Source organism: Stenotrophomonas sp. 96582_Sma (genome assembly GCF_056480905.1).
In genome coordinates, this window is the sequence record NZ_CM151122.1 from 4,071,424 (window position 1) to 4,085,101 (window position 13,678).

Annotated in this window: 13 protein-coding genes and 1 pseudogene; 4 read left to right on the top strand and 10 right to left on the bottom strand. The window is 60.2% G+C overall.

Features of this window, described 5'->3' with window-relative positions; genetic code table 11:
* Positions 1 to 17: 17 nt before the first annotated feature.
* From ACZK2R_RS19035 to ACZK2R_RS19065, 7 genes are all read right to left on the bottom strand, one after another.
* Positions 18 to 842 carry an ABC transporter ATP-binding protein gene (locus ACZK2R_RS19035; protein ID WP_155936418.1) on the bottom strand — a complete coding sequence of 275 codons (825 nt, stop codon included), beginning with the start codon at positions 840 to 842 and terminating at the stop codon, positions 18 to 20.
* Complete coding sequence (locus tag ACZK2R_RS19040; protein ID WP_000063629.1) at positions 836 to 1,993, bottom strand: MlaE family ABC transporter permease; 1,158 nt, start codon at positions 1,991 to 1,993, stop codon at positions 836 to 838. The genes ACZK2R_RS19035 and ACZK2R_RS19040 overlap by 7 nt, the downstream gene beginning before the upstream one ends.
* Positions 1,990 to 2,610, bottom strand: a complete 621-nt coding sequence (locus ACZK2R_RS19045; RefSeq protein ID WP_000837791.1) for a DUF3313 family protein — start codon at positions 2,608 to 2,610, stop codon at positions 1,990 to 1,992. The genes ACZK2R_RS19040 and ACZK2R_RS19045 overlap by 4 nt, the downstream gene beginning before the upstream one ends.
* A 15-nt stretch (positions 2,611 to 2,625) precedes the next feature.
* A complete protein-coding gene (locus tag ACZK2R_RS19050) occupies positions 2,626 to 2,973 on the bottom strand; it encodes a DMT family transporter (protein ID WP_038421338.1) in 348 nt (115 codons plus the stop codon).
* 80 nt (positions 2,974 to 3,053) lie between these two features.
* The gene (locus ACZK2R_RS19055) at positions 3,054 to 6,158 is read right to left on the bottom strand and encodes an efflux RND transporter permease subunit (RefSeq protein WP_003092293.1); all 3,105 of its coding nucleotides are present in this window, start codon (positions 6,156 to 6,158) and stop codon (positions 3,054 to 3,056) included.
* A gap of 24 nt (positions 6,159 to 6,182) precedes the next feature.
* Positions 6,183 to 7,214: an efflux RND transporter periplasmic adaptor subunit gene (locus ACZK2R_RS19060; protein WP_225984323.1), complete on the bottom strand. Its 1,032-nt coding sequence runs from the start codon at positions 7,212 to 7,214 to the stop codon at positions 6,183 to 6,185.
* A 131-nt stretch (positions 7,215 to 7,345) separates the two neighbouring features.
* The gene (locus tag ACZK2R_RS19065; RefSeq protein ID WP_014603541.1) at positions 7,346 to 7,834 is read right to left on the bottom strand and encodes a TetR/AcrR family transcriptional regulator; all 489 of its coding nucleotides are present in this window, start codon (positions 7,832 to 7,834) and stop codon (positions 7,346 to 7,348) included.
* 254 nt (positions 7,835 to 8,088) lie between these two features.
* Between ACZK2R_RS19065 and ACZK2R_RS19070 the strand changes: the two genes are divergently transcribed.
* The 4 genes from ACZK2R_RS19070 (at position 8,089) to ACZK2R_RS19085 (ending at position 11,163) form a co-directional block, all read left to right on the top strand.
* Positions 8,089 to 9,492, top strand: a complete 1,404-nt coding sequence (locus ACZK2R_RS19070; RefSeq protein WP_478487526.1) for an efflux transporter outer membrane subunit — start codon at positions 8,089 to 8,091, stop codon at positions 9,490 to 9,492.
* Positions 9,493 to 9,585: 93 nt separating this feature from the next.
* Entirely contained in the window at positions 9,586 to 10,491 is a 906-nt protein-coding gene (locus ACZK2R_RS19075) for a LysR family transcriptional regulator (protein ID WP_000405670.1), read from the top strand.
* Between the two features lie 32 nt (positions 10,492 to 10,523).
* Complete coding sequence (locus tag ACZK2R_RS19080; RefSeq protein ID WP_000717310.1) at positions 10,524 to 10,787, top strand: EexN family lipoprotein; 264 nt, start codon at positions 10,524 to 10,526, stop codon at positions 10,785 to 10,787.
* Positions 10,788 to 10,845: 58 nt separating this feature from the next.
* Positions 10,846 to 11,163 carry a DMT family transporter gene (locus ACZK2R_RS19085; protein ID WP_000539741.1) on the top strand — a complete coding sequence of 106 codons (318 nt, stop codon included), beginning with the start codon at positions 10,846 to 10,848 and terminating at the stop codon, positions 11,161 to 11,163.
* 228 nt (positions 11,164 to 11,391) lie between these two features.
* On the opposite strand, the pseudogene ACZK2R_RS19090 reads toward ACZK2R_RS19085, so the two are convergent.
* The 3 genes and pseudogenes from ACZK2R_RS19090 to ACZK2R_RS19100 form a co-directional block, all read right to left on the bottom strand.
* Positions 11,392 to 11,571: pseudogene (locus ACZK2R_RS19090) on the bottom strand (integrase core domain-containing protein); the annotation flags it as partial.
* A 101-nt stretch (positions 11,572 to 11,672) separates the two neighbouring features.
* Entirely contained in the window at positions 11,673 to 12,203 is a 531-nt protein-coding gene (locus tag ACZK2R_RS19095; protein WP_000043569.1) for an SRPBCC family protein, read from the bottom strand.
* 281 nt (positions 12,204 to 12,484) lie between these two features.
* On the bottom strand, positions 12,485 to 13,390 hold the full coding sequence (locus ACZK2R_RS19100) for a LysR family transcriptional regulator (protein WP_023093368.1): 906 nt from the start codon (positions 13,388 to 13,390) through the stop codon (positions 12,485 to 12,487).
* Positions 13,391 to 13,678 lie beyond the last annotated feature (288 nt).

A 13,678-nucleotide genomic window follows, 5' to 3' on the forward strand; every position in this document is an offset into this window, starting at 1 on the left:
GCAGATGCGGAGGGGTTTCATGGCTGCGTCTCTTGGCTGGAAGCACCAGTGGCCTGTGCGGCCGCACGGCCACGGGGGCCGTGAAAGTATTCCTGTATCCACGGGTGCTTGAAGCGCTCGACTGCCTCGATGCCGTCGTTGATGAGTACCTTCTGGTTCGCCAGGACCGCGACACGGTCGCATATGGTGTACAGCGTATCGAGGTCGTGGGTTACCAGAAACACCGTGAGGCCCAGTGCATTGCGCAGGGTCAGAATCAATTGGTCGAAAGATGCAGCCCCGATTGGATCCAGTCCTGCGGTGGGTTCGTCAAGAAACAGGATGTTCGCATCAAGCGCCAAGGCTCTCGCCAGTGCTGCTCGTTTCACCATGCCTCCGGACAACGAGGCCGGATACTTGTCTCCCGCTCCGGCAGGCAACCCCACCAAGCCCAGCTTGCTTCTTGCCAAACGCTCGGCAAGAGGCCGCGCCAGACCGACATGCTCGATCAAAGGAAGAGCGACGTTCTCCAAGACGGTCAGCGATGAATACAACGCGCCCTTCTGGAACAGAATGCCGAACCTTCGCTCCATACGCGCGCGCGCAAGCCATTGGGCTCGCAGTAGGTCGCGCCCCCCGATACGGACCACGCCCGAATGCGGCTTCTGCAGCCCGACGACGCTACGCAAGAGCACGGATTTCCCGGTGCCTGACCCTCCCACCACGCCAAGGATTTCCCCGCGCCGCACGTCCAGGTCTAGGTCCTGATGGACCTGCTGGGTTCCAAACCTGTTGTCCAGGCCGCGCACTTCAATAGCGTGTCGCACACCGTTGTCGGTGTCTTGCTTCACCGCGCTCACCAGCCCATCTCCATGAAGAACAGTGCAGCGATGGCGTCTATCAGGATCACCATGAAGATTGATTGCACGACACTAGACGTCGTGTGGTCGCCTACCGACTCAGCGCTACCGGCGACCTTGAACCCTTCATGGCAGCCGATAGCGGCGATCATCACCGCGAAGAGCGGGGACTTGCTCATTCCGACAAGAAAATGGCGCACCTCGATTTTTTCCTGCACGATGGCAAGGAACTGTGCGGGAGGAATTTCCAAGCTCAGTGCGCATACGGTGGCGCCGCCCGCAATGCCAGCCAAGATGCCTACTAAGGTGAGCAGTGGCAAGGACACAAGAAGCGCCAGCACGCGTGGCAGCACCAGTAACTCGATGGGGTCGAGCGCGTTGGAGCGAAGCGCATCGATCTCTTCATTTGCCTTCATCGAACCGATTTGGGCGGTGTACGCGCTTGCGGTACGGCCTGCAATCAATATGGCCGGGAGCAGCACTCCGAACTCGCGCATGAACGAGAAGGCGACCAGATGCACCGAGAAGATGCTCGCACCGAAGTTGGCCAGCACCGTTGCTCCCAGGAACGCCACCACCATTCCTACCATGAAGCTCAGTAGCGCCACGATGGGAATGGCGTCCACCGCTGATCGCTGGATTTGAGCGATCACCGAGGTCGCGCGCCAGCGACGCGGGTGACGAACGGTACGGCTCCATGTTTCGATGATCTGGCCCACGAACCCGGCCAGACCAAGACACGCACGACAGCCCTGTTCCAAGGTCAGGCCTATGCGTCCCAGACCGCGGAGCAGAGGATTCCCGCTCACCGCTGCTTTCTCCGTCTTCTGCTGATCGGTAGCAGCGGCGGCCAGCGCTCTCATTAGGGCGAGGCGATCCGAGGACAGATTTGGAGCTGCCTCCGGCCGGTCGAGTATCGAGTCTGGCCCGAGAATTTCCACCAGCAGAGCCGCGCCGGCGGTGTCCAGTCTCTGGACTTGCGTCCAGTCGAGTAAGGGAGTGGCGTACCCCTCGGCATGACTGATGCGGGCGGCGGACACGGATTTTGCCAGACTGGCGTAGTGCTCTATCGTCCAGTCGCCACCCGCCAGCCATTTGTGATCACCGCCGACCATGGCATCCTGCCGGAGCCAAGCCTGTGAAGCGTTGCTCATGGCTGCGTGTCCCGCCAAGCGCTGTCGATGCGCTCGATGCAGTTCGTGATCGCCGCTTTGGCATGACCCAGCAATGTGTACGAACCGGCGAACTCTTTAATGACGTTGCCGCGCTCGAAGCAACTGGCGGCAGCAACCCGGCGTCCCGTCCTTAAATCGACTGCTTCGAACTCTAGGCTGGCACCACCCGTCGTCACGGGTCCAACCAGCAGGGTCGTCATTGCATTGACTGCCCGATTCGGTGTCTGCAGTTCGGTGACCGCTACACGCACCCGAACCTGTCCCGCGCCACCTGGGGGGGCGGGACTTTTGCCTTCCTGGCGTTTCAGTTCGCTCGTCACATGGTCTAGCACTTCGCGCTGCTGCGCGTCATCGAGCCCATCGATGCGACCCGAGGCGGTCTTGATCTGCGCTTCTTCCACCACGACAGCGGCATAACGCTTGGGCTCGAATCCCGCTGCGCGGTACATCAGTACGTTCTCGTATCGTGTCGGCGATAACTTCTCGTAGTCGCCGAGAAATCCGGAGCGCGTCATGCTGTTGGTCGCGCATCCAGAGAGCGCGCCTGCTACGCAAAAAAAGATGCCGCCGCGGATCAATGCAGTTTTGCTCTTCATAATGGGTCTCCTTGATCAAACGAAACTAAGACAGGCAATGCCTGCTGCGATGAGGGCGGTGCCAGACCAGCGCGTTACCGATGCGACATCGCCTAGTAGGAGGGCGCCGACGCCCAAGTTTCCAAGTAGCCCGATTCCTGCCCAGGCTGCAGAGGCCGCGCTGATCGGAATCCGCTTGAGCGCGAACCACAAAAGTGCGCCGCTGGCCGCCATGCACGTCACTGCCACACAGAGGCCGACCCAGCGCATCGGACCGCCCGCCGTGATGGCCCGCAGGCCCAGTGGATAGCCCGCTCCTAGAACCCCTGCGGCAATGACAATCGACCAGGATTTCCAGATCAGCGGATGGGTGCTGAATCGCATAAGCCTAGCGAGACATACGCATGAAGCGTGGGTGCATACGAATTCTGAGAATGCGCAGCACGCGGCGGCTCGCAAGAGACTCATGAGCGATCTCCATGCGCGGTGGCGACACTCAGGTTCCACGGCCCAATTCGCTTGATTCCAAACAGGACTTCGTAAAGCAGCGGAATCAAGCCCAACGTCACCAGCGTTCCGAGTGCCAGCCCACCGATCATCGCGATCGCCATCCCTTTCCATAATGGTCCGGAGAAGAGCATGAGTGGCACCAGTCCCGAAATGCAGGTGACCTTGGTCATCACGATTGGACGAAGCCGTTGTATCGCGGCCCCAACCAAGGCTTCATGGCGTGGCAGGCCTTCCGCTAGCCCCTGGTCGATGCGTTCCAGCAAGAGCACGGCGTTGTTGACAATGATCCCGAACAGGGCCAGTACGCCGAAGGTCGCCATGAAGCTGAAAGGTGTGCCGGTCAGCTTCAGAGCCAATACCACGCCGATAAGCGTGAAAGGGATCGTCGCGAGGATCACACCGAGCTTGCGGAAAGAATTGAACTGCCATACGAACAGCATCAGCATCGCCAGAAATGCGAGGGGCATGTAGGTCGACAGCGCGGCGTTCGATTCGGCGGCTTCCTCGATCTCGCCGCCAAGTTCAACCGAGTAGCCCGCGGGCAGGTCCAGGGCAGCGACGCTAGGCGCCAGGCGGTTGATGATCTCCTGGGCGGTGTAAGAGGTGTTCTGTCCTTGCACGGTGATCGTGCGGATGAGATTGCGCCGTTGGATGACCGAGGGCTCGCTCGCGAGCGATACGTCTGCGACCTGAGCCAGCGTCACCGCTGGACCGCCGTTGGTGGGATAGATGAGCGTCGCGCCTACGTCTGCCGTGCTGCGACGCTCGCTTACGATACTGCGCAGGACGATCGGGACGGAGGTGTCACCGTCGCGAATAACCGAGATCGATCTGCCGCTGTAGCGGACATCCAGCCCGCCAGCGATGTCTTCAGTCGTCACGCCCGCCCGACGCGCGCGGTCCTGGTCGACCCGTACGTCGATGCGGCCAACGCGCGTATCCCAATCGTTCTTGACGTTGATGGTGCCGGGCAGCTTGCGCAGCGCTGCTTCGATTTTGGACGCGGCCCCCAACAATACCTCCTCATCCGGACCGCTGACGCGATAAATGGCAGTCCCTGACTCGGTCGCACCGAGCGAGAAACGCTTGGGCTCGGCGCGCACGTCGCCATGTGCTTGCGCAAAGTAGCTGCGGGTGCGGGCGAGGACGGCGTCGATGTCGCTCTTCGGCTTCAATGTGACAACGAAGTACGCGATGTTCGATGCCGGCAGTGGTGGATTCAGGCTAAGGATGAAGCGCGGGCCACCATCGGCGACGTAGCCGATGTGATCGGAGACTTCTGGATTGATGTTCGTGTCGCCCAGCCAACCACTGATCTGCTTCACGCGGGCGAGCGTTTCGCGCGAGTCGGTACCGGGGGCGAGCTGCACCGGAATCTGGAACTGAAGCCGGTCGGACTTGGGCATGAAATCGTACGGCAGGGTGGTGAAGCCATACAGCGCAATGGCAAGCGCCGCGATCATCGACGCTACATAGACCGCCTTATGGTGGAGCACCCACTCCAGTACGCGCCGGTAGCCACGGTAGAAGCGGGTGTCATAGGCGTCGCCCTGCTCCTGCTTGTGATGGGGTTTGGCGAAGTGGTAGCACAATAGGGGCGTGACAGTCAGGCACAGCAGCCACGAAGCGAACAACGTCAGTGCCAGCACGACCACGAGATTGTGCAGATACTCGCTCGTGGCGTTCTGGCCAAAAAAGAACGGCGAGAACACGATCACGATCACGAGCGAGGACGTGAGCAGCGGAATGGCGAGCGTGCGGCCCGCCTCGAGGCAGGCATGCTTACGATCTTCGCCACCGGCCAGGCGGCGTTCGATGTCTTCGGCAATCACAATGCCGTTGTCCACCAACAAGCCGAGCGCAATGATGATGGCGCCCATCGAGACGTTCTGAAGCTCGATGTTCATCGCGCGCATGACGATGAGTGCACTGAGGATCGTCAACGGCACGATCATGCCCACGATGATCCCGGTGCGCCAACCGAGAAATAGCACGACGACACCGAGGACGACGATGATCGTCTCCATCATGACGTGGTTCATTTTGCCCATCTCGTGCTTGACGACATCGGCCTGGAAAGTGACGTATGACAGATCGAAACCCGCCGGCAGCAGCTTCTCCTGGTCTGCAACCCGTGCTTTGAGCGCTTTTCCGAACTGCTCCACGTTCTGACCGGAGGCCATCGAAACCGCCATGACGACAGCGGGCTGGCCTTTGTAGATGGCAGCAGATTCCGGCGGATCGGCTGGCCGCACACTCACCTGCGCCAGTTCACCCAATGCGATCGTCGGCACGGGCGCCGTACTACTTTGCGGTCGTGGCAGCGCGATCGGCATTGCTCGCAGGGAGGGAGCGTCACGCACTTCGCCACTGACCGCCAAGGTTGCATTGATGCCGCCGACAACAATTTGTCCACCCGAAGCGACGACGTTCTGTTTGACGAGTTGGTCGATCACCCCCTGTGGTGTCAGCTCCAATCGCGCGAGCCTAGGCCGATCGAATTCGAGATAGACGCGCTCTTCCTGCAGGCCGTAGAAAGTGATGCGCTCAATACCAGGCACGGTGTACAGGCGGTCGCGCATCTGCTTGAGCGCGACGCGCATCTCGCTCATGGAGTAACCTGGTGCAGTGACCGCAATCGAGGCAACCGCGACGCGGCCGAAGTCTTCGTCGACGAAAGGCCCCATCGTGCTCTGTGGTAAGGCATCCTTCGAATCGGCGACCTTGGCCCGGACGCGCTGCCAGATCGGTGCCAAGTCGGTGTAGCGGTCCCAGATCGTGACCTGGATCATGGCGCTGCCTGCGCGCACGGTGCTCGTCACGCGCTTGACCTCTGCCAGTTCGCGCAAGCGCTCCTCGATCGGCCGGGCAATGAGTTGCTCAACGCGTTCGGCGGGCAGCCCCGGGTTCAACGCCGTGACCATCGCATCGCGGACCGTGACAGTCGGCTCCTCCTGAGAAGGAAAATTCAGGAAGGTCGCGATGCCGGCGACGAAAATGATGAGCGCTACAAAGTAGGTAAGTCGACTGGCGCGCAGCGCCATCTCGGTGATCTTCATGATGAAGTAACCTGGTGGATCGCGTTAGCGCTTGGTCAATTGAGTGGTGGCTTCCAGTGGTGTCACTGGCTGTCCATCGGTGAGCCATCCTCCTCCGGCGGCAACCACCGTCTCGCCGGGCTTGAGTCCAGCGAGGACGCGCGCGCTGTCTCCTTCCTGTACCGGCGTGAAGCGCACCGCGCGACGGTGCACCTTCTTATCTTCAGGGGTGTAGACGAAGACGGAAGCCTCGCCCGGCTTCGTGCCGAGCACCAGCGAGGCATAAGGTATGGATACAGTCTCGGGCCGAGAGGTCTTGGAGGTTGCCGCAGGTGCGTCGAGCACGACCTGTACGGGAATACCTGGCCGAAGTGCGCGCGCTTGCGCGTTATCTTCAGGCACTAGCACCACGGGTAGGAGCGAGCCATTTTCGGCGCGCAGACCGACACGACGTACCACCGCTCGGATTGGTTGTTCGGCTCCGCTCCAGCTCAGTTCTGCGCGTTGGCCGACATCTATGTGAGGTGCCTGTGTAGTAGACGCGTTCGCGATGATCTCAGTGCCACTGCGCACGCCGTCGACCTGAAATACCGGCGCACCAGCAGCAATGTCGGTGAACGCCAAAGCCAGCTTTTCCGCCACGACACCATCGAAAGGAGCGACGATCATCGTGCCACGTTGTGCTCGTTCGGCCAGGCCAAGCGCCGCCTTGGCAGTGCGCGCTTGACCCTCTGCGACCGCTAGCTGCGCCTTCGCGCTCTCGAACGCAGCAGGGGAGATGACTTCGCTTTCGAGCAACCGGCGCTGTTGATCTGTCTGTACACGTCGATCCATCAGGCCGGCTTCGGCGGCCGCCAGGGATGCTTGCGCTTGTGTCACGCGAAGCCGGTCAGGTTGCGCATCAAGTTCTGCCAGGACTTGGCCGCGGGAGAACCGTTCACCCACGTCGACGTTCAACTTGGCGATCCGTCCTCCTGTTTCAAATCCTAGGATGCTGCGCTCGGTTGCTCGCGCCGAGCCAGTCAATTCGATGCGAGAGCTATGCGGGAGATCCGACTGCGCGGCGGCGAGCTTCACTGCGCGCGGAGGCTCGGATACGGTGGATTGCGAGTTTCCGCACCCTGAGAGCAGAGTCGAAATGGATAGTGTGCAAGCAACCGCCAAGGAGCGCGGTGCGCACGCGGTCATGACACCGCTACGGACGCGACTCATGTGCGTCCTTTTGCCGGGACAAGTTCGAGATGGCCCGAGGCGAGATCCTGGAGCGCCCGAAAGAAATGCCGCCGCTCTGCGGGTGCGAGTATTGGCAAACCCAGAAGATCGGCGAACAGGGCGCCATCCAATGCCAGCATGATGAGTGCCGCGGTCTCGGTGCCACGCGGGGATCGACGCACGCGTTCGTACTGCACGCGGTACCACTCGCGCAGTGGGTCGAGAAGTGTTGGATCTTCCGCAGCTGCCGCGAGCAGCGCTGCGCCCATCTTCTGCATCTCGTCGTCGGGCATCGCTTCCACCTGGCTCGACAGCCAGGGGTCCGGATCTCCGGCAAACCTGCGCTCGTGATTGGCTTGTACCGCGTCGAACGCCCGGATCATCTCGTCGATCAGTGTCACGAACAAATCGCGTTTGGTCTTGAAGTGATAGAGAAACGCCCCTTTGCTCAACCCGGCCCGCACAACGACGGCGTCCAGTGTCAAGCGACTGGCACCTTCCTCCAGCACCAGTTCGCGGGCGGCCTGCAGGATGCGGTCGCGAGTTCGCTGGGCTCCTTGCTGGAGGCCGGGCTGCGCATCGGCGCTGCTATGGGCAGTGGACGGGGGGGGGCAACTTTGTTTTCGCGCGGGGCGGCATGGTCGTGCTCCAAAAAAGCTTGAGTCATATACAGTCCAGACGGTATAGTAGAAGCCATACAACAGTCCGTCAAGACTTTTTCGGAACGCAAGGAGCTGCCATGTCTCAAATTCTTGAACGCTATCGCCTCATTGCCATGATTTCTCCGCTACTGCTTCTTGCGGCCTGCAGCCATGCCCCGCACTCTGCCGATCCACCTCGCCTGGATGTACCGGCCCATTTCTCAAATGAAGAGGGAGGTGAAGGCATCTTGGACAAATCGTCCCGCCGTACTCTTCCCGTCGATTGGTGGACGGCCTACGGCGATCCGCACCTCAATGCCTTGGTCCGGGCGGCGCTGGAGCGCAATACCGAACTGACGATTGCGCGAGCGCGCGTGGACGAGGCATCGGCCGCCACGCGGCGAGCACGGGCCTCCCTGCTCCCCTCGTTGTCCGCGGGCACGCAGGCAACTCGAGGACGCGACTATTCAGAGAACGTTGCAATCGGCAATGATGGCCGCGCCACGTTGTCCGCATCGTGGGAGGCAGACCTGTCGGGACGGCTTTCGCAGGCAGCAGAAGGTGCGCGCCTGGATGCGGTGGCAGCCGAACAAGCGTGGGTTGCCACGCGGTGGCAGGTCGCGTTTGAAACAGTGTCGGCGGCTGTGCAGCAGCGCCAAGCCAGTGAGCTCGAAGCGCTAGCCGCGGCGCGGCTGGCATCCGCAGAACGACTCGTCTTGCTGATGCAACGGAAGTTCGAGGCCGGACAAGCTACCGGCTTCGACATCGAGCGTACCCGCGCCGGCGTCGTCGCACTGCGCGTGGAGCAAGAGCAACTGCGGCGTGCGCGCGGCGAGGCGACGCATGCACTCGATGTACTAGTGGGACAAACGCCCGGAGCGCCTGCAGCTTCCCCAACTCTTGCGTCGCTCGCCGTCCCGGACTGGACACCGACACGCATACCTGCGGACCTGCTGAGTGAGCGGCCCGACGTGCGCGCCGCCGAAGCGAAGTTCGCCGCCGAAACCGCGCGCTGGAACGCAGCCGAAGGCGAACGCTTCCCCAGGCTGGTGTTGGACCTGAGCGGCGGACGGCAGCGCGTAGAGAGTGTGGGAACCCGCATCACTGGAAACATTTTTTCACTTGAGGCCGGGGTGTCGTTGCCGATCTTCGATGGTGGCGCGATCCGTGCCGGCATCGAGACCGGAGAGGCGCGCAGCCGAGCTGCCCGTGCGGAGTTCGAGCGCACTTTGTTGAGTGCTTTGCAGGACGTAGAGAACGCATATCTCGGTTGGCATACGCAGCACGCAGCACTGGAGCATCAGGCCGAGGGTGTCGCAGTCGCGGAGCGTCAGCTCGATCGCAGCCGACGTCTGTTCGAGGCGGGACAAGTGGACGCCACGGTGGTGGCCGAGGCTGAGGCCGGGGTGCTGTCAGCGCAGGCTTCGCTGATCCGCACGCGGGCCGAGACAGCCATGCAATGGGGCGTCCTGGCAAAAGCATTATCCGGCTCTCCTGTTTGATCGCAGAAACATGCTGGAGCAGCTTGCGAAGGCTAGCTAAATAGCGTGACGCAAGGCGAAGGTGGTGAGGCCTGAGTGATGAGGAATGCGAACATGGAAATTCGACACCTGCGCTACTTTCTGGCGGTGGCAGAGGAGCTGCACTTTGCCCGAGCCGCAGAGCGCCTCCACATAGAGACATCGCCGCTGTCGCGCGCCATCAAGGAACTTGAGGAAGAGTTGGGCGTAGCGCTATTTGCGAGAACCACTCGGAGCACCCGCTTGACTCGTGCGGGCAGGCTCTTCTTTGAGAGCGTGCCGCGTGTCTTCGCAGCTTTGCAGCAGGCGCGCGACAGTGTGAACGCCGCAGCCAATGGCTTTCATTGCCAGCTCCGTATTGCATTGTCTGATGGAATCACGCCATCGCGCCTGCCTGCGTTGTTGGCGCTCTGCCGGCAGGAAGAGCCGGAAGTGGAAGTTCGCTTCTTCGAGGTGCCTTTGGCACAGCAAATCAAGGGATTGTGTGGCGAACTGTACGATCTCGGCTTCGCTCAATCGGATGAAGTCGGCGAAGGCATCATCGCCGTGCCGGTGTGGAGTGACCCTCTGATGGTAGCTGTGCCCGCACGGCACCCCTTGCTATCCCACAAACAGATTCCCCTAGAAGAGCTGTTGCGGTATCCGCTGGTGCTCTGCGACGCGGTGGCGTGTGAGGGCCATGCTCGGCAAGTTGAACGGGTGCTACGTCGCGTGGACATAGAGCCACTGATTGCCGAACGCGTGACTTCCAGCGATCTAATGATGGTCCTGGTTTCGGCGGGACTTGCACTAGGCCTCACAGGAGGCGCGCATATCACAGCCAGCAGGGAACAGGGGGTGGTCGCACGGCCGCTGACTGGACGTTCGCCAATGCTCACGACCTATCTACTACGGCCGGCCAGCGAGCCGTCAGAAATGCTGACTCGCTTCATGGAACGCGTTCATTCGATCAAATCTCCAGATGCCAAAGGTCGGCGGTAAACCATCACACAATCTCCCAAAGAAAATTAACCATGAAGAAGATTGCTCTCATATTGCTTTCCTCGACATTGGCAGCCTGCAGCCCATCTGGGAAACCAGATAAAGCCAACCTTCCGACAGTCGATGAATTAGCGCTCAATCCTGAGCGTCTGAAAGAGTTGCGCAAGCAATGCAAGTTGGATCGACCAATGCTGGGCGACCAACTATGTAACCGGGTTGCCGAGGCTACGCGAAAGCGCTTTTACGAAGATGGCGATGTGCCCCACACCACGCCTAAAGAGCCGCCGAAGTTCTAAGCTGGTGGTCATGCCGGAGTATGTATGCCGGATATGAAAAATTTGAAGGAGAATCGCAATGGGTTGGATCTATCTTGTTTTGGCTGGATTGTTTGAAATCGGATGGCCGGTCGGGCTGAAAATGGCGCAAGAGCCAACATCGCGTTGGAGTGGGGTCGCAGTAGCCGTCTCTTTCATGACAATTAGCGGCGCCTTCCTATGGCTTGCTCAGCGTCAGATACCGATTGGGACTGCTTATGCGGTGTGGACGGGTATCGGAGCGGCGGGAACTTTCTTAGTCGGAATTCATTTCTATGGCGACCCAACCTCCCTGATGCGATACCTTGGCGTGGCGTTGATCATCCTGGGCGTTATCACGCTCAAGTTATCGAGTTGATCGCTAGCTCCATTGGTAGCGTAGTCGCTAGGCGACCCAGCTCCCAGAGTGGATCGGGCGCTGGGAACTCGTACGGTCACCTCCTCTCTCTAGTCGCTATGTGACGAGCTTGCCGGCGCCTCGGGAGAGTTCGAGCCAGTGCGCGTAAGGCGGTGGGAGCACCCATTCCGGGTGGCTCCACCTTCAGTGCCTGCGCCAAGGTGACCTGAGTACGAACTTTGTAGCCAGTCAGGCAGTGAGTTCGGAGGGGATGCTATCGGATTGGATCCAGTTGCGCCGGATCGTCGCCGGCGGTTTGTAAGCATGCGCGCTATGCGGCCGCTGCTCGTTGTAGAACTGTCGCCAACGTTCGATCAGCACCTTCGCTTCGGTCCGACTGCGGAACCATTCGCGGTTGAGCAGTTCGTCGCCCATCGTTGCCTGCGAAGTCAGGACCAGCAGAATCCTGAGGGGAGTTCTCATCATGGTTTTCTCCGTTCAGACGCTTGGGATCAAGCGGCCGGAGACCACTACGCCTGCTTGGCTTTGCGCGCTGCCTCGACCAAGCTGTCGAGCCAGTCCTGATGGCCGTTGATCATCGGGTTGGGTTTGGCGTTGTGCAGCTCCTCGGCCGGTTTGCCCTTCTGAGTTTCCTGCGTGAGGATGCGCACGCGCCTGCCGTCCAGGTTCTCAACCAGCCAGGCGTGATGCACATCCAGGCGCGTATCTGTGCCTTCCTCGCCGGACCAGCCGTGCCAGGCCACGCGGCCGGGTTGCCCATCCGCAGGTGGCACGTATTCGTTGCACTGCCCCTCTACCGGGAAGCCGAAGGTCTCGAAGTAAAACCGATCGCCGTCGGCCAGTACCGGGCCTTTGCCGTCATGAAAGCACACGTTAGCCGAGTTGGCGTAGTAGCTTGGCCACAGCGATGGTGTGACGAGTAGAGGCCATACGTCGGCCGCGCTCAAGCCGGCGGCGATGATCTCATTGGAGGCGAAATTCTCAGTAAAGCCCGGCGTGTAGCCTTCGGGCCAGAGGATGGCGTTCTGTTGCTTGCTCATATCGAAGCTCCTTCACAAAATGTCGATGACGCAACAGGGGTGGCTGCGTCATTCAAGTGGTCATGGAGCAAATCATGAGCCTCCATCTGCAATAAGTGAAATCCTAAGTTTCTATTTTTGATATCATAAAATATGATATCAAGGCCTAGGTTCTGCCATCCACCGACTAGGCTATCTCGCAGCGGCGCTACGAAAGGGCGCGTCTCCAATTGAGCCGACTGATTGCTTATTTGTAGTGCGAGGTAGAGTTGTGCTGAGCATGACGATAGGAGCGATCTTGCCTACTTGTTGTTAGCACAGGAAGTGAACAGCAGTGCTCGTATCCAGCGATGTGCTGGATCGTGATGGGTGCGTTCGTGCCAAGCAGCCGTCTTGGTGAACCCCGGTATCTTCACCGGCGGCAGGGAGATAGCCAGCTTGTCCATACCGGCGACCAAGCGGCTCGGCAAGATCGCAACCATGTCACTGGCACGCAGGATGTCTGGCAAGATCAGAAAGCTCTTGACCGACAGTGTGACGCTGCGTCGTTTGCCCAACTGTTCTAGCGCATCGTCGGTGACGCCGCGGAAACCTCCACCATCGTAGGAAACAAGCGCATGGTCGAGAGCACAGAACTGTTTAACGGTCAGCTTGCGCCCCATAGCCGCAGGATGGTCTTCCCGCAGGACACACACATAGTGTTCCTTGAACAGCTCTCGGGCATGCAGATTTGGCGGAGTGATCTCTGGCGTCAGGAGGGCTAAATCGATCTGACCGCGCTCAAGCTGGTTCTGTAGCTGCCCGCTCTCGACTGGCACTAATGAGACTCGTACACGCGGTGCGTGCCGTTTAAGTGCCGATAGAAATGGGACAGCAACGGCACGCAGCGCATAGTCCGTCGCGGCGATGGAGAAGGTCAGTTGTGCGGTGGCCGGATTGAAGGAAGGTGGCTGGAGCAGCGCGTCGATTTCGGCGAGCACCTGCTTGACAGGCATCCCTAGATCCAGCGCCCGCTGCGTTGGAACGATACCCCGCTGCGAGCGCGCGAAAAGCGGGTCACCGAAGCTCTCGCGCAACCGCGTCAGCATGCCACTCAAGGCCGGCTGGGTTAGTCCCAGACGGGCCGCCGCCCGTGTCACATTGCGTTCGTCTAACAATGCGTCCAGCGCCTTGAGCAAGTTGAGATCCATACTCTTGATATTTTTCATTTTTATTCCAATCTTAAATATCATCGTTTTTCATGATATCTAAATATTGCCTATGAGTGGAAGCAAGGCCCATTGACGGCTTTTTTTGGGTAACTTGCTTGGAACTCTGTATGCGCCGCAGTGCGCTTTCGCTTGCGGCGCTTTTCTTTGACTCGCCACCGCGCTCATTCTTTCTTTTCCCTCGACCATTGTGCTGCGAACGGTCTTTGACCGGCACTAGCCCAGAACCGATCCTGACGCCTGCGACACCCCCTGTGCAACGCTTTCAATGAGACACCAGCGCAGGAG